The organism is Pseudanabaena sp. PCC 6802, assembly GCF_000332175.1.
In the GTDB taxonomy this organism is placed as follows: Bacteria; Cyanobacteriota; Cyanobacteriia; order Pseudanabaenales; family Pseudanabaenaceae; genus PCC-6802.
On the sequence record NZ_KB235914.1, the window covers coordinates 1,311,427 to 1,325,986 of the forward strand.

The 14,560-nt window shown below is 47.1% G+C and carries 14 protein-coding genes and 1 tRNA gene; 8 read left to right on the forward strand and 7 right to left on the reverse strand.

What is annotated here, in order from left to right:
- Positions 1 to 133: 133 nt before the first annotated feature.
- The 4 genes from PSE6802_RS0111365 to PSE6802_RS28605 all read right to left on the reverse strand — a co-directional run bounded on the left by PSE6802_RS0111365 (position 134) and on the right by PSE6802_RS28605 (position 3,588).
- Positions 134 to 1,438, reverse strand: a complete 1,305-nt coding sequence (locus PSE6802_RS0111365; protein ID WP_019500186.1) for an alpha-amylase C-terminal beta-sheet domain-containing protein — start codon at positions 1,436 to 1,438, stop codon at positions 134 to 136.
- A 37-nt stretch (positions 1,439 to 1,475) separates the two neighbouring features.
- The gene (locus tag PSE6802_RS0111370; protein WP_019500187.1) at positions 1,476 to 2,105 is read right to left on the reverse strand and encodes a hypothetical protein; all 630 of its coding nucleotides are present in this window, start codon (positions 2,103 to 2,105) and stop codon (positions 1,476 to 1,478) included.
- A 238-nt stretch (positions 2,106 to 2,343) separates the two neighbouring features.
- On the reverse strand, positions 2,344 to 3,045 hold the full coding sequence (locus PSE6802_RS0111375; RefSeq protein ID WP_156815495.1) for a hypothetical protein: 702 nt from the start codon (positions 3,043 to 3,045) through the stop codon (positions 2,344 to 2,346).
- 147 nt (positions 3,046 to 3,192) lie between these two features.
- On the reverse strand, positions 3,193 to 3,588 hold the full coding sequence (locus PSE6802_RS28605; protein ID WP_019500189.1) for a hypothetical protein: 396 nt from the start codon (positions 3,586 to 3,588) through the stop codon (positions 3,193 to 3,195).
- A 362-nt stretch (positions 3,589 to 3,950) separates the two neighbouring features.
- Between PSE6802_RS28605 and PSE6802_RS0111385 the strand changes: the two genes are divergently transcribed.
- Both PSE6802_RS0111385 and PSE6802_RS0111390 read left to right on the forward strand, forming a co-directional pair.
- A complete protein-coding gene (locus PSE6802_RS0111385) occupies positions 3,951 to 5,879 on the forward strand; it encodes a CHASE2 domain-containing protein (RefSeq protein ID WP_019500190.1) in 1,929 nt (642 codons plus the stop codon).
- Positions 5,880 to 5,992: 113 nt separating this feature from the next.
- A complete protein-coding gene (locus PSE6802_RS0111390; RefSeq protein ID WP_019500191.1) occupies positions 5,993 to 6,655 on the forward strand; it encodes a helix-turn-helix domain-containing protein in 663 nt (220 codons plus the stop codon).
- Here PSE6802_RS0111390 and PSE6802_RS33365 read toward each other — a convergent pair.
- The gene (locus PSE6802_RS33365) at positions 6,641 to 6,814 is read right to left on the reverse strand and encodes a hypothetical protein (RefSeq protein WP_019500192.1); all 174 of its coding nucleotides are present in this window, start codon (positions 6,812 to 6,814) and stop codon (positions 6,641 to 6,643) included. The two genes, PSE6802_RS0111390 and PSE6802_RS33365, sit on opposite strands and share 15 nt — an antisense overlap.
- A gap of 70 nt (positions 6,815 to 6,884) precedes the next feature.
- Between PSE6802_RS33365 and PSE6802_RS0111400 the strand changes: the two genes are divergently transcribed.
- Positions 6,885 to 7,814 carry a class I SAM-dependent methyltransferase gene (locus tag PSE6802_RS0111400; protein WP_019500193.1) on the forward strand — a complete coding sequence of 310 codons (930 nt, stop codon included), beginning with the start codon at positions 6,885 to 6,887 and terminating at the stop codon, positions 7,812 to 7,814.
- Positions 7,815 to 7,989: 175 nt separating this feature from the next.
- The gene (locus PSE6802_RS0111405; RefSeq protein WP_019500194.1) at positions 7,990 to 8,946 is read left to right on the forward strand and encodes a M48 family metallopeptidase; all 957 of its coding nucleotides are present in this window, start codon (positions 7,990 to 7,992) and stop codon (positions 8,944 to 8,946) included.
- Positions 8,947 to 9,089: 143 nt separating this feature from the next.
- On the opposite strand, the gene PSE6802_RS33370 is transcribed toward PSE6802_RS0111405, so the two are convergent.
- A complete protein-coding gene (locus PSE6802_RS33370) occupies positions 9,090 to 9,254 on the reverse strand; it encodes a hypothetical protein (protein WP_156815496.1) in 165 nt (54 codons plus the stop codon).
- 188 nt (positions 9,255 to 9,442) lie between these two features.
- Positions 9,443 to 10,585, reverse strand: coding sequence for a cob(I)yrinic acid a,c-diamide adenosyltransferase (locus tag PSE6802_RS0111410; protein WP_019500195.1), 1,143 nt, complete (start codon positions 10,583 to 10,585; stop codon positions 9,443 to 9,445).
- 327 nt (positions 10,586 to 10,912) lie between these two features.
- On the opposite strand from PSE6802_RS0111410, the gene PSE6802_RS0111415 reads away from it, so the two are divergent.
- The 4 genes from PSE6802_RS0111415 (at position 10,913) to ftsH (ending at position 14,531) form a co-directional block, all read left to right on the forward strand.
- Positions 10,913 to 11,821 carry an Rpn family recombination-promoting nuclease/putative transposase gene (locus PSE6802_RS0111415; protein ID WP_019500196.1) on the forward strand — a complete coding sequence of 303 codons (909 nt, stop codon included), beginning with the start codon at positions 10,913 to 10,915 and terminating at the stop codon, positions 11,819 to 11,821.
- Between the two features lie 75 nt (positions 11,822 to 11,896).
- Complete coding sequence (locus PSE6802_RS0111420; RefSeq protein ID WP_019500197.1) at positions 11,897 to 12,184, forward strand: YlxR family protein; 288 nt, start codon at positions 11,897 to 11,899, stop codon at positions 12,182 to 12,184.
- Positions 12,185 to 12,290: 106 nt separating this feature from the next.
- Positions 12,291 to 12,362, forward strand: a tRNA-Cys gene (locus PSE6802_RS0111425).
- A 285-nt stretch (positions 12,363 to 12,647) separates the two neighbouring features.
- Positions 12,648 to 14,531, forward strand: coding sequence for an ATP-dependent zinc metalloprotease FtsH (ftsH, locus tag PSE6802_RS0111430; protein ID WP_019500198.1), 1,884 nt, complete (start codon positions 12,648 to 12,650; stop codon positions 14,529 to 14,531).
- Positions 14,532 to 14,560: the final 29 nt, after the last annotated feature.

Genomic DNA, 14,560 nt, shown 5'->3' on the forward strand with positions numbered 1-14,560 from the left:
TGCAATCGCTAGATTCCTGTCTTACTCTTACAAGATTTGCGATTGCACTTATTTTAAAATTATTTTAGAAGTAACTCTAGCTATCTACTATTTATTAGAAAAGCGGTAAGGGAAAGGAAAATTGATTACTTTCTCAACTTTTTGTCCACACGGCATAATCTGGACCATCTAGAGCAACTTTCCAACCATCACCAGGAGACCATGAAGCTGATCCGATCTTTATCGCAACCTTTCCATCTACGATCGCTGCATATTTACCATCAGTGTTGGGTTCGATGAAAACGCTACTTTTGCTTGTGATGCCAGCATTTTTGCGAATTTCGATTAGTTTAACAATCTGAGCTTTCTGGGAGTCGCCCCCATCGAAGAAATGACGCCAGAACACAGTTGGAATACCTGGATGAGTAAGTATGTAAACATATCCCTGCATCACTTTGTCGTCGGGGAATCGCTTTTGACCTCCATTGCGAACTGCTTCAGTATCATGATTTTCAATGAACGTAACACTCATTTCAGGCCACATGCCGATTACGCCAGGCGACTTGCCTGAAATAGTTTTCAGACGACTATAATTCTGGTTTAAAGTAGCATCGACGAGGGCTGCTCTTGTTGGGAAGTCAAATGCCATTGACTTGCCTCTTGTCTCATCAACCCAATCTACAACTGCTTGGGAATTATCGTCCCAGAATTCGCCAACGGACAGTACTGGTTTGGAAGCATCATTGTACAGACCCACGTAGTAACCGTTATAGCCGCGCACTTGATCGTATCGCCAACCAGCGAATCCAATCTCAGTTTTTAGTTTGTCTAAAAATTCTTTGACTTTTGCCTGAACTAATGGGTTGGTATGGTCTAGATCGCGCCCAGCATCGTTGCTCTCGGAAATACTGCCATTATGATGCCTTTCTTCTGGCTTGCCAGTACCACAGTTACAGTCATCACCAGTTACTACAGCGCTTCTATTTTGTTCACTGTTGCCAAATGCTGGATTTGTGAAATCTGCTCCTCCCGTTGCAGTTCCGCAGCGATGATTGATGACGATATCAGCTAGAGCTAATGTTGGTTTTAGTGCGGTTACTGCTTCTTTGAGTTCGTTCTCAGTACCGTATCCGTTCTCTAAGGTGTACCATTCAGTGGGTAAGTAGCTGTTATCGCTTGCAGCACTGCGAGAGGGTGGTGGAAACCAAACATAGTCGAAGCCAGCACGATTGATGTTTTGGGCATTCTCTTTAACAATCTGATACCAGTGCTTATTTCCATTGTTTTCAGGTTTGTAGGATGTCCAGTGAAAACCTTGGAGAATTACTTCTTTGCCTGTGCCGTTGTAGTCAGCGGCCAGAGCCCCTGGTGCTGTAATCAAGACAACAAGTAGGAGAAACGCAAATAGGAAGCCAAGAAAACGAACAATCCAACGATTTCGGGTCAAAGATAACTTCATAATACCTCTCCTAAGAAGGCTCGTAAAATAATACAGACTATTTGTGCCAAGGCTCAAAAATGACGGAATCTTCAAATAACTCTTGAGGGTTAATGGTTTCGTCAGGGTTACTCAAAATACCTTTATCTTTATAGTCTGGCTGCCGATCTAAAGAGTAGGCGACTAGTTCACTACAGATCCAACGATCTGGATGATTGAATTTTGAAGCTAAAAAATCCTCCAGTCGATTGCCTGATAGTCGATTGAAGATATTACCTAGCACAGTTCCCACAGCCAAGTGGGCTTTAATCAAATCAAAGTCATACGCTTCACCAACTTTCTCGCTGGCAGTTTGAATAATTCCTTCAACGTTATTTTCTAGTTTGATGGGTTTACGGAAAAAGATAAGGCAGTGAGGATTATCAAAATATTTCTTTAGATCTGAGCGACGTACTCCTCCTTCAGCATGAGCTTCGATACATTCATTCTCACCAGAGACAATCAGGGTATGAGAGGTTTTTATATCACTTATCCTGTCCCAACTTGTAAAATAAGCAATTCCCTCAGAGACTATATTCTCAGAATCGTAGGTAAACCCGATATACCCTCGATTGTAAGTAACACCATATTCCGGCTTTAAAGATTGAATCTCGATAGTTCTATTCGCAAGTATTACTCGATCAGTCATAAAAACCTCCTCCTATAAATATTAATTGTGATGGCTCAGGATGGGTTAGCAAAAGCACAACCCACTGAATTAATCACAGAGTCCGTCAACGAAGTAAAACGAACCTTATAAGATCATTGATTGCACTCTTAACTATTATCTTTGTCCCTAAAACTTCTTAGGAATATTTGTCAGAGCCTTCAAAGATTTGAAGAGCGTGAACTAGAGGTGTCGTATCTCCTATTTTAATTGGAAATTACTAATTCCCCACCCGTATTATAAATAATTGAATTGGAATAGGTGTCTTCTCTTCCTTGATAATAGTATTATTGAATAGCTTCTGCCCGTTGAGAACAGGCCACCAATTTCCCCGCAAAACAGTTGAGCCTTGAGTACTTATAAGAATATACTCAGTTGGATGCATAAACTTAGCATCGGGACTGAGATCAACCCAAATTAGAGTGGCTTCACCTGGGATTTTGATTGTTGTTCCATTTGGTCCATCTGTGAGTATGTCCTTAGGGGTAAGCTTTTTTGGATAGAAATAAACTTCAGTCTCTACTTTATTAACTGGGACGGTTTGAACTGTACCATCTTCAAATTGTAGAGAGACCTGAGTGTATTGCTTCACGCGATCATCTTTTATCTCATATGAAAAGTCCCGAAAAATTCCCTTCATTGGACTAGACCCCTCACTAATCGTAAGGTTGAGAATCAAAATAGTTGGATTTAATCCTTGCGGTACGGCCTCTGTAACGGATATTCGATCATCGTTGTGATAGACAAGTACCGAGCCATATACATATAATCTTGGGGGAGATTCCTTCAAATTAGCATTTGCACCGAGAGTAAAATTGCCAGGTTGCATAATTAGTATTCCTCCTTTGAGATCATTATTTTGGGATAACATGACTTTTCCGGTTTTACCTAAGAGACTGTTTGATAAAGTATAAATATCCACTGTTCTTTTGATTCTAAGGTTAAGCTATGGAACTAGAAACCCTCATTCTTTCGTACCCAAATTTTGCTAAATGAGGATTTTCTTAAATTTTAAAACAGGCTCTAAGACATGTTCATTATAAAGTATTTTTACAGCATCTTTGGAAGATTAAAACCCTGGTCGATGCCATACAAGACTATACGTTTCATCGGACGAAGGTATCATGGAAGAAAGTTCCTCCAACATCTTAACCTTAGGTTCACCTGTCGATCCATATACCCTTACTCCTTTAACACCATCTGGTAAATTCTCCCAAATAAATGTAGTAATTACAGGAGTGATAACTTGAATTGTGCTCCCAGTTGGAGAATCAGCTACAAAATCAAAATTATAAATTCCATCTTCTGGAGCTGTAAAATAGTAATATGGGATAAGTATAGGGTTGCTCCAACCACCTGAAGTAACTACGCCAGAAGCAATGATAAAAAGTGCTTCTTTAGGAGATTTTCCACTTCTTAATATTTTTATACCTACATCAACTACTTGCCAGATTTTTATTTGCATTGTAATTGCCCTCTAATCTTATAGTTCTAGCGATTTACTGAATCTCGATCGCGAACTTATTGTGAGATTAACTCGAACATCCCCTGCAATAACATAACCATTTACGGAAATAAAATTGCGTTAAACCGCAAATAAAATAACTGTCATCCGCATCGAGAAATATAAGGAATTCAGGTAGAATTTGCTAAGGATTCATCCTTTTGAGTATTAAGATTTGTGTCCAACATGCTTCTCTCTCAAAGTCTACTAAGTTCGCAATCTTTCTCCATCAGTAGAAACTAGAGCAGGCATTCCAAATCAGCCCTCACCAAAAGCAACGCGATCGCTTAATCTTTTATTTAGTTTCACCCAATGCAAGAGATATGATTCTCCGCAAAGCATGGCAACGCACTGCCCTCTGGCTTGGTATAGGCTGGAGCCTTTTGTGGAGCGTCGTTCTCTCCGATCTTCCCCTCATTCAGCAACTCGATCTCGGCCTTCAGGATCGCCAGGTCGCGATGGGGCATCCCAGCACGCCACCCCCAGAGATATTGCTGGTCACGATCGGCGAGGCGGACTTAAAAGCCTGGCCATCCGATCGCGAACCAACGATCTATGCCGATTTAGTCCAGCGTCTCCTCGACTCAGGCGCATCGGTAGTCGCGCTCAACTTGCTGCCCAACTGGGTGCAAACCTCCGACCATGCCAATAACCCCATCAAAGCCTTAGTCAAACAGCACGCCTCGCAGATCGTCATCGTCCTTCCCACCTCCAGTGCGGGCAACCCCAGTCCCAGCGAATGGAGAAATTACGAATACTTTCTCCCTTTAAACGCTAAAGGAGAGTCGCTGTTTCCGCCCAGGTCGATTCTGGGCTTTTCCGAATACGAACCAGAGGCAAAGCATCCGCTTAGTTCCAACAGTACTGCCCGTCAAGCCTATTTATCGGGACAATTTACCCTCGCCCGCCATCTCGATCGCACCGAAACGCTTGACTCCGTTGCCCTCCTCAGTCTCAAGAAATTTCAACAACAGGACACTCCGACAGACTATCTACCCTCCCCAAGCGATCCGATCCGAATTCATTTTTGGGGTACCACGGGGACTTTCCCATCCTTGCGGGCGGGATCGGTTTTGCGCAGTAATGCGCCGTTGCCGCAGGTTCGCCATAAAATCGTCCTGGTGGGATTCTCAGACACCAGCAACCCTGAGGCTTTTGCGATTCGCGCTCCCCTTGGCGATACCATGCCTGCGATCGAAGTGCAAGCCAATTTGCTGGGCAGTTTGCTGACGCGCTCTTTCTATCGAACAGCACCATTGTGGCTGCAAGGGATATTCGTCGTCCTGGGCGGCATTGTCATTAGCAAATGGATCGTCTGGGGAAACCTCAACCCTCGCGCTAGCCGCAACTACCAGTACTGGCTGTTCCCCCTTGTCCTGCTTGGGAGTTTTGCCCTTCTGGGTACAGGCATGTTTTGGACGCGACTCCTCATCCCCTTCGTCCTGCCATTAACGATCTGGATTGCCACAGGACTATCCGTCCTCGTTTCCTTACAATTAGGCATCCAGAAAGACCTGATCGACGAGCAACAATGCGAAATCGAGCGACTTCATAGAGTAGAACAGGCAGCAGTAATTTCCCAAACGCAAAAACTGCTGCACCGCATTGCCGCGAATATCCACGAAGGCCCGCTGCAAGAACTGAAACTGGTGATGGATCGGCTGGAAATTTTGCAGATGAATTTCCCGCAGGTGTCCGTCGATCCGATTCTGGAGGGTCTGGAAAGCCTGGGGCACCACCTGCGCCAGCAACTCAACCAAACCAAGGCGATCGCCCTGGAAATTACGCCAGAACTCAGGGAGGGCTTAGACGCTGGCATCAAAAACAGGGTACAGCAACTCGTCCAATCCGGCGAACTGACCTTACAAGTTATCCAAGAAATTCAGCCCCTAGAGGAACCTACCTTAAACAGCCAGTGGCTAGAAGCTCGCGAGGATATATACAGTTTCTTTGGCGAGGCCGTCAAAAATGTCGTGCGCCACGCCCAGCCACCCCACGGCACCGCCACTCAAGTAAAAGTAAGCCTGAGCCAGCAAGGTACGCGCTGCACTTTGACTGTCGAAAACGACGGTGCCAAACTAGACGATTCGGTCTTTGCGCGATCTGAAGGTCTGGGCAGACGGGGCGGTTATGGCATGAAACTCATGAGTGCGATCGCCGCAGATCTGCCCGAAGGAGCCATTGAGCGCGTTGCTTTGCCAGAGGGAGGTATGAGGGTAGCCCTTTCCTGGACATTACAGCTCGATCGCTAGCGATCCTGACTGTTTTGCGATCGCGCTAAAAATATAGATAAAAATTGCAGTTTTTTCAGATATCTTTTAGGATTAGGCTAAATAGCTTAGTCCCAAATTACGCCTGGGGGGGTATGGAGTCTAAATCACCTCTATTTCTAATCCTCGAAGATCACCCCGAAGTTGCTGAAAATAACGGTCTGTTTTTGCAAAAATTCAAGCCGTCGGCAATTTGCGAGATCGTCCACAATCCCGCCCAAGCTTTAGAAAGCCTCAAATTAGAGACTCCCGATTTGATTGTTATCGATCTCCTATTTGGAACGCCGACAGGACAACAGTCGCCTCAAGCCAGTCTAGAATTGCTGCAAACAATCTTTCAGAATTATCCCTTGCTGAATGTTCTGATCTACACCAGCGAGTACGGGTATTTAAAACCGCTGACCAAACTCATCGGTCGCCATCAGGGGGGCTTTGTCGTCGTCAGCAAACTCGAACGCCGCAAAGCTTACCTCGATGGCGTCCAACACGCTCTGGATGGCAAATTCGATATCCCCAAAGAATTGCGCCGCGATGTTGACTTAGACGAGCGCGAGTTACAGGTTTTGAGCTTGTTGTGTCGGGAAGCTCTTACAGATAAAGCGATCGCCCAGCGCATGAACGTCTCCTTGAAAACTGCCCAAAATTCCGTACAGCGCCTGAAAGCAAAGCTGGGTATCGACTACCTCGATGAGAACAATACCAGCACCCGCGTTGCCCTCTGCATGGAAGCCATTCGGCGCAAATTAATCGTGCTGTAAAACCCATTCAAACCACTTAATCAGAAAGACGACCAATTCAGCCAGACAACTACGAACGAGAGCATGTAACAGTTCGCGACAAGCGGTGATTCTAGCACCACGAGCATTGTGTCCCAATCGTTCGACGATTTCATAGCCGTAGGGGGGAAAGTCTGTCATAGCTCGTACAATGCCAGGTATACTTAGTACTTTAAACCTAAGCTTTAAATCCTGATATCAAATCCTACGTATGGCTGCTACAAATACCGCCCCTAGATTAGCTTCTCGCTTGGTAAACGGCATCCTGGCGATCGCGCCGCTAGCTAATTTTGCCAAACATAAAGCCCGTCAAATGATGATCGACCGGGCAGAGGGCATGGGAGTCCCCTGGCGCAAAATTGTAGCAGAATGGCGATCGCGCGATCTGGAATCCGAGCTAGCGCAGGTGCAAAACCCCGATACGCAATATCCCGACTACTATCTCACATCCTTTCATGCCTACGAAAAAGGCAATATGAGTTGGGAAGCCGCCACCGAAGTGGAAGTTGCAGCCTACGCCGTCCACTCAAAGATTTGGAACAATAATAGTCCCGAAGGCGATGCCATGCTGCGGCGCAGCTATCACGATGTCATGACTAACCAGATTCAATCCCCGCCCCAGGATATTCTGGATATAGGTTGCAGTGTTGGCATGAGTACGTTCGCACTCCAGGCGGTTTATCCACAGGCAAACTTGACCGGACTGGACTTGTCACCCTATTTCCTTGCGATCGCTAACTACAACCACCGCGAGCGTCAAACTACTGCGCCTACCAAAAATATCAAGTGGGTTCATGCCGCAGCAGAATCGACTGGATTACCCACTGCCTCCTTCGATCTCGTATCGATCTTTTTGGTGTGCCACGAACTGCCCCAAACTGCGACCGGAGACATCCTGCGCGAAGCTCGTCGCCTCCTGCGTTCTGGCGGTCATATTGCCATTATGGATATGAATCCTCAGTCGGAAATCTATGCCAAGATGCCGCCCTACATCCTCACTTTGCTCAAAAGTACCGAGCCATATCTGGACGAATATTTTGCACTCGACATTGCCCAGGCGATCGCCGATGCCGGATTTACTCGTCCTAGCATTACCAGCAACAGTCCTCGACATCGAACTATAATCGCGCAGGCTATCTAGTACACCAAAACAAAAGTTTTGGAGGGGGTTCACCCCCCTTCTAGGGGCTTTGCTCCCATTCCCCCATGTTGCAAAATTTATGATTTGCAACACTAGGCATTGCTCCAGGTTGTCAGAAGAGGGATGCATTTATACTAAGTGAAACGATCTTCACTGCGAATTCGCACTAAAGGCAATGAATAATAAACGTTTCATTGGGCTTAGTCCTGAACTCTATCAACATCCGTCCGATCGCAAGGCTTTAGCATCCCTCGAAAAAATGCCCGGATTATCCTTACTCTTGAAGAAGGTAAACGAGTACGGCATCGATCGCCTCCTCAGGATGCAAACCCTGGGAAGCGAGTTCAAAGTGACCTCTCGCAACTTCCCCAAGCTCTACGATGCCTTTATGGAGACGTGCAATATTTTATGCGTTAATCCATTGCCAGAATTATATCTCTTTCAAGGGACGGGACACATTCATACCTATGCCATTGGCGTAGAGAAGCCCATTGTCGGGGTGAACTTAGAGACAATGGAATGGTTAACGCCAGAGGAGTTGTGCTTTGCACTCGGTCACGAACTGATTCGGGTTAAAGGTGGATATATCAACTACCAACAAATTGGGCAAGTCATGCCCCTTGTGAAGGGACTGATTAGCAGTACGACTTTGGGTTTAGGCGGTATTGCCGCGAATGGGATAGAAGTTGCCCTACAGAACTGGATTGTGATGTCCAAATTTACAGCCGATCGCGCTGGTTTGTTTGCTTGTCAGGATATTGAGGTAGCAATCTCAGCTCTCATGAAATTAGGCGGACTGCCCGCAGAATATTTAACTGCGGATACAATCGACGACTTTGAAGCCCAGGCTCGCAGCTTTATGACGACCGATCTGGACAATTTAGATCGCTTTACCCAGGTTTTCAGCTTCATGAAACTTCGTCACCCCTGGACAGTAATGCGTATGGCCGAGCTATTTAAGTGGATCGATGCTGGCGAGTACAAATCGTTGCTGGAAACTGGCAAGCTGCCACAACCAGCTAAAGAGCCTGCTCAAACTTCCGCTTCATCCAATTCCCCCACTTCATCCAATTCGTCCAGTTCATCCAATTCATCCAATTCATCAGATTGGGATTTCCTGGCGAATCTATAAAGGGATTAGATCTGGATTCTACCCAGCCTGATCTTGCTTCCCAGGACATTATAGCGTTTTTCAATTGAGAACAGGTTTTATTGACGGGGTGAAGGGGTTCCACCCCTTCTTGGGGGCAACGCCCCCAAACCCCCTTCTCGTTTTCATCTGAAAACTGCTATAGTAGTTCGCGGCTGTAGTATTAGATACCATCCCCCCACAGTCAGGTGTGCTTGGTGCGTCCATTGCGATCGCGGTAGTTTCCCGGACTCAAACCCACCAATCAAGTCCATAACTTTGTCAAGATTACTGTATGTATGGCAATCCATTCCATAATCTCCATCAACAAGCTGACCGCTAAGGAAAGTTGTTACAGTAGAATCCCTTGTTAGGGGTAGTTTTTGTCCAAATGCTACCGCTCGAAATCAACAACTTTATTACCTCTATACCACTATCAAATAGTAAGGTGGGCATTGCCCACCTTAACCTGTGCTATCTCTGCGAAAGTCCGAAAATACTAAAAATCAACGCCGCGTTTGAGATCTACACCCTTTTCGGCGTAATGCTTGTGACAGACCATTTCGCTATGCACGCTGGCTAGATCGAAATAAGCAGGCTGGTTGAGACATCGCCCCGTAATGATTACTTCCGTATCCTTGGGCTTACGTAGCAAGGCTTGGCAAATTGGATCGACTGGCAACAGGTCTAGATCGACCGTGGGATTTAATTCATCTAAAATGACTGTCTTATAGAGGCCAGAGGCGATCGCCGCTTCGGCAATTTCCCAACACCGTTGTGCCTCGATAAAGTCGATTTCCTGCTGCTGACCGCGCCAAACGATCGCATCGCGCCCGCAGCGTTGGTGATCGACGACATGTGGATAACTGCGGCTGAGTGCAGCGATCGCCGCATCCTCGGTATAGCCGGAGCCGCCTTTGAGCCACTGCACGATTAACACGCGATGCGATTGATCGCGGCTGATACCCGTACCAATTGCTTTGAGCGATCGACCCAATGCCGCAGTACTTTTACCTTTCCCAGCGCCCGTATAAATCTCGATACCAGATATACCGTAAGCTTCGACATTGGGATGCTCGTGGGGGCGCATCTCGGAGTGAAGATCGGCGATATCTAGCAATGCTTGTGGCGCACCCCGACCTGTGGCAATTACCTCCAGATGTTCCGGTTTGCGCTTGAGGTCTTTGACGACGCGCTCTACGGACAGCAAACCCAGATCCAAAACGGGATTAATTTCATCTAAAACGATCACGGAATACAGCCCCGAGGCGATCGCGCCTTTCGCCACATCCCATCCCCGTTCCGCTTCGGCGCGATCGAATGCGGTAATCTGCTCGGCATCAAAGTATTCGGCTCTACCCGTGCGTACTTGATCGATCAGATGCGGAAAGCCCTGTTGCAACGCGGCGATCGCCGCGTCTTCAGCATATTCGCGTCCTGGCCCCTTGAGAAAGCGCAGTAGCAAGATCCGGGTCTCAGTAGGGTTGGAGGTTTCCGTCGCTGCCATACCCAAACCGAGCGATCGCAACACTACTCCCAACGCCGCCTGAGACTTACCTTTTCCCAAGCCATCATAGACCTGAATTTGCCCTATCGCCCGCTCTGGGCGCACCTGAGCAGTCATGATGCCTACAGCTGCCATAAGCTTACTCAAACCTCGCCAATTTTTTGTACTACCGCACAGTTACCTGAAAGCTACAAGTCTAGCTAGCAATTATTATAGGGTTTACACAAAATGAACTTTTTACACTACATCTACTGTAAGGTGGGAAGTGCCCACTCTACCCATGGTGTCTCTGCGTAAGCCCTGAATTAATCAAAACCTGTGCAACGCCAGCTATTATTACACTACATTTAGTGCTTTTACAACGATCTTATCAATTTTAAACACTACCTGTGAAACCAGCGATCTGGCTGCTGACTGCTTCACCCACGATATAATCAAGGTAAGCACTTTCCACTGTCAGCTATGCCTGCCGTCTTTATCAACCCCAAAACTGACTTTGCATTCAAAAAGATCTTTGGCTCCAAAGAAAGCAAAGATATTCTGATTAGCTTTCTCGACGCTATTCTCTACAACGAGCAAGATGCCATTCAAGATCTGGTGATTCTCGACCCTTATCAGGCACCCCGGATTAAGGGGATTAAAGACTCCTATCTCGATGTTAAAGCCACTCTGCAAGATGGCAAAACTGTAATTATTGAAATGCAGGTATTAAACGTTTTGGGGTTTGAAAAACGAGTGTTGTATAACGCCGCCAAAGCCTTCTCCATTCAGCTTGGCGTGGGAGAAGACTACACTCTGCTCAACCCCGTAATTGCGTTGACGATTACTGACTTCGAAATGTTTGTCGGTAACGAGAGAATTATCTCCCGCTATCGGCTAAAGGAGAAAGATGACTTAACTGACTACAGTGATGATATTGAGTTGGTTTTTGTGGAGCTACCAAAGTTTGAGAAAAGCTTGAACGAATTGGAGACTCTAATTGATAAGTGGCTGTATTTTCTTAAATGCGCTAATGAGCTGCGATCGGTGCCGCCTACAATGAAAGCGGTACCAGCACTTAACCACGCTTTTACTGTAGCGCAACAGAGCAAACTAAGCCGCAAGGAGCTGGAGATTTTGGAAAAGCGACAAATGTTTTTGCACGACAATCGCAATGCTATTCTCAAAGCTAAACAAGATGCGCTCCAGCAGGGAATTCAGCAGGGAATTCAGCAGGGAATTCAGCAGGGAATTCAGCAGGGAATTCAGCAGGGAGCATATCAAGAGAGGGTAGCGATCGCCCAGCAGTTACTGGACGTACTCGATCCAGAGACGATTAGCCAGAAGACAGGACTGACTTTAGCAGAAATTCAGGCGCTGCGATCGCCGTAGTACCGAGCGCGATCTTGTCGGCACAGCCCCAGGTTTATACAATCTCGACCGCTACTCAGAATAACCGGACAAAATATGGCTCCCAAATTATATCGTCGCTGTATATGCTGCCAACGCCTGGCACCAAGAGAAGAGTTCTGGCGAGTCGTGCGCCTGCACGGTGACAATAATGCTACCAATATTCAACTCGATCGCGGGATGGGGCGATCGGCTTATATCTGCCCCACAGCAGCATGTCTGCAACAAGCTCAGAAGAAAAATCGCTTGGGGCGATCGCTACGCGCACCTATACCCGCTGAAATCTGGTCTCAGTTAGAATCTCGACTAGAAGCAGGAACGAAAAAATACATTTCGATTACTTAAAATCAGATGCTATTATATAAAACCATCCAAATATTTTTTCCAAATATTTTGTGGTGCCTCAGTGCTAGCTCCAGGCTAGTAGCGGTCTGATATACTAATGCATGATGGCGGTGTAGCCAAGTGGTAAGGCAGAAGCCTGCAAAGCTTTTATCCGCTGGTTCGAATCCAGTCACCGCCTTTAAAGCAAATAAATCTGGTAGCGATACGCGATGTGCAACTAACGTACTCCCTCATCCCCCAGCCCCTTCTCCCAAGGCAGGTGAAGGGGAGCCAGAATCGGTCAAAGTCCCTCTCTCGTTCTGGGAGAGGGATTTAGGGTGAGGTCAATGGGGAAATTTGCACATCGCGTGACTCTTGTAAACCTTAAGCGGTACGGGAAACTATACCAAGAGAAGCTAGGAGCATTGCGATCGTCTCCCTATAATTATGTGTAGAAATATAACGAAAACAGATTGTAGGGCGTATGGCTATCAAGAACCAAGATCCCAAGCAGGCTCGCTCCCGTCTAATCGGTAATATCTTGTTACTGATTGGTTCTGGTCTGCTGATTTTCAACTTCCTCTCACCTTTCCTATTCGGCCCGCAAATTCCCAGCGTTCCCTATAGCCTGTTCATTCACGATGTGAAAGCCAATCACGTCGAACGGGTTTCGATCGCTCAAGAGCGCATCACCTACCAACTGCGTGGTGAGGGCGAGCAACAAAACGGTGAAATTCTCTCTACTACACCTATATTCGATCTGGAGTTACCCAAACTCCTGGAACAAAATGGTGTAGAGTTTGCCGCCGCACCAATTCAAAAGAATAATTGGTTTGGTACTTTACTAGGTTGGATAATTCCTCCCTTGATTTTTGTGGGCATATTCCAGCTATTCAGTCGCGGTGCCGGTGGTACTGGGGCTGGGGGCTTGCAGATCGGTAAGAGTAAAGCCAAGGTCTATGTGGAAGGCGACGCTCCCAAGGTGCTCTTCTCTGATGTCGCTGGCGTTGATGAAGCTAAGGTAGAGCTAGAGGAAATTGTGAAATTTCTCAAAACTCCCGAACAGTACACTCGCCTCGGTGCCAAGATTCCTAAGGGGGTGTTGCTGGTTGGGCCTCCTGGTACTGGTAAGACCATGTTGGCAAAAGCCGTAGCTGGGGAAGCTGGCGTACCTTTCTTCAGTATTTCTGGTAGCGAATTTGTCGAACTGTTTGTAGGTGTTGGTTCTTCGCGCGTGCGCGACCTATTTGAACAAGCCAAAAAGCAATCGCCTTGCATTGTATTTATCGACGAACTCGACGCGATCGGCAAATCTCGTGCCAGCAGTGGTTTCTATGGCGGTAACGACGAACGCGAGCAAACCCTCAACCAGTTGCTGACCGAGATGGATGGATTTTCTGCCGATGGTTCGACCGTAATCGTCCTGGCTGCCACTAACCGCCCCGAGACTCTCGATCCGGCGTTGCTACGCCCCGGTCGTTTCGATCGCCAGGTTCTCGTAGACCGCCCCGATAAAATCGGTCGAGAAGCGATTCTCACAATTCACGCCCGTAAGGTAACTCTGGCTCCAGATACAGATCTCAAGACAATTGCCGCCCGTACCTCTGGGTTTGCCGGTGCCGATCTGGCCAACTTGGTAAATGAAGCTGCGTTGCTAGCTGCTCGCGCCGATCGCAATTCCGTAACAATGGCTGACTTTAGCGAAGCGATCGAGCGCGTTGTTGCTGGTCTGGAGAAAAAGAGCCGCGTCTTGAATGATAAAGAGAAGCGCATTGTGGCCTACCATGAAGTGGGACACGCCCTCGTTGGTGCTTTGACTCCTGGCAGCGGCAAAGTTGAAAAGATTTCGATTGTACCGCGTGGCATGGCAGCTTTGGGTTACACCCTGCAACTACCCACCGAAGATCGCTTTTTGATGAGTAAAGAGGAACTGCAAGCCCAGATCTCCACATTGTTAGGCGGTAGATCGGCTGAGGAGATAATTTTTGGTAGCATTACCACTGGTGCTGCCAACGATCTGCAACGCGCGACGGAATTGGCGGAGCAGATGGTTACCAGCTACGGCATGAGTGAAATTTTAGGCCCACTAGCTTACCAAAAGCGTCAAAATGATTTCCTCGGCGGTATGAACAGCGGTCGCAGTCTTAGCCCCCATACGGCAGAGATGATTGACAAAGAAATCAAAGATATAGTAGAGTCCGCTCACCAAAATGCGCTAAGCATCCTGAAGGAAAACCAAGGGCTATTGGAGTCTATCTCGGAGAAGCTATTGGATGCAGAGGTAATTGAAGGTGAAACCCTACACGATCTATTGGCGCAGGTCAAGCTGCCAGCCAACGCTCATAGGGAACCAAGCCTAGCTGCCTAGCGTCTTTGAGGGTAAAAGGAAACATCTCT

Coding starts and splice junctions, on each gene's coding strand:
- PSE6802_RS0111365 (WP_019500186.1), bottom strand. CDS start 1,438: ATGAAGTTATCTTTGACCCGAAATCGTTGGATTGTTCGTTTTCTTGGC.
- PSE6802_RS0111370 (WP_019500187.1), bottom strand. CDS start 2,105: ATGACTGATCGAGTAATACTTGCGAATAGAACTATCGAGATTCAATCT.
- PSE6802_RS28605 (WP_019500189.1), bottom strand. CDS start 3,588: ATGCAAATAAAAATCTGGCAAGTAGTTGATGTAGGTATAAAAATATTA.
- PSE6802_RS0111385 (WP_019500190.1), top strand. CDS start 3,951: ATGATTCTCCGCAAAGCATGGCAACGCACTGCCCTCTGGCTTGGTATA.
- PSE6802_RS0111390 (WP_019500191.1), top strand. CDS start 5,993: ATGGAGTCTAAATCACCTCTATTTCTAATCCTCGAAGATCACCCCGAA.
- PSE6802_RS33365 (WP_019500192.1), bottom strand. CDS start 6,814: ATGACAGACTTTCCCCCCTACGGCTATGAAATCGTCGAACGATTGGGA.
- PSE6802_RS0111400 (WP_019500193.1), top strand. CDS start 6,885: ATGGCTGCTACAAATACCGCCCCTAGATTAGCTTCTCGCTTGGTAAAC.
- PSE6802_RS0111405 (WP_019500194.1), top strand. CDS start 7,990: ATGAATAATAAACGTTTCATTGGGCTTAGTCCTGAACTCTATCAACAT.
- PSE6802_RS33370 (WP_156815496.1), bottom strand. CDS start 9,254: ATGGATTGCCATACATACAGTAATCTTGACAAAGTTATGGACTTGATT.
- PSE6802_RS0111410 (WP_019500195.1), bottom strand. CDS start 10,585: ATGGCAGCTGTAGGCATCATGACTGCTCAGGTGCGCCCAGAGCGGGCG.
- PSE6802_RS0111415 (WP_019500196.1), top strand. CDS start 10,913: ATGCCTGCCGTCTTTATCAACCCCAAAACTGACTTTGCATTCAAAAAG.
- PSE6802_RS0111420 (WP_019500197.1), top strand. CDS start 11,897: ATGGCTCCCAAATTATATCGTCGCTGTATATGCTGCCAACGCCTGGCA.
- ftsH (WP_019500198.1), top strand. CDS start 12,648: ATGGCTATCAAGAACCAAGATCCCAAGCAGGCTCGCTCCCGTCTAATC.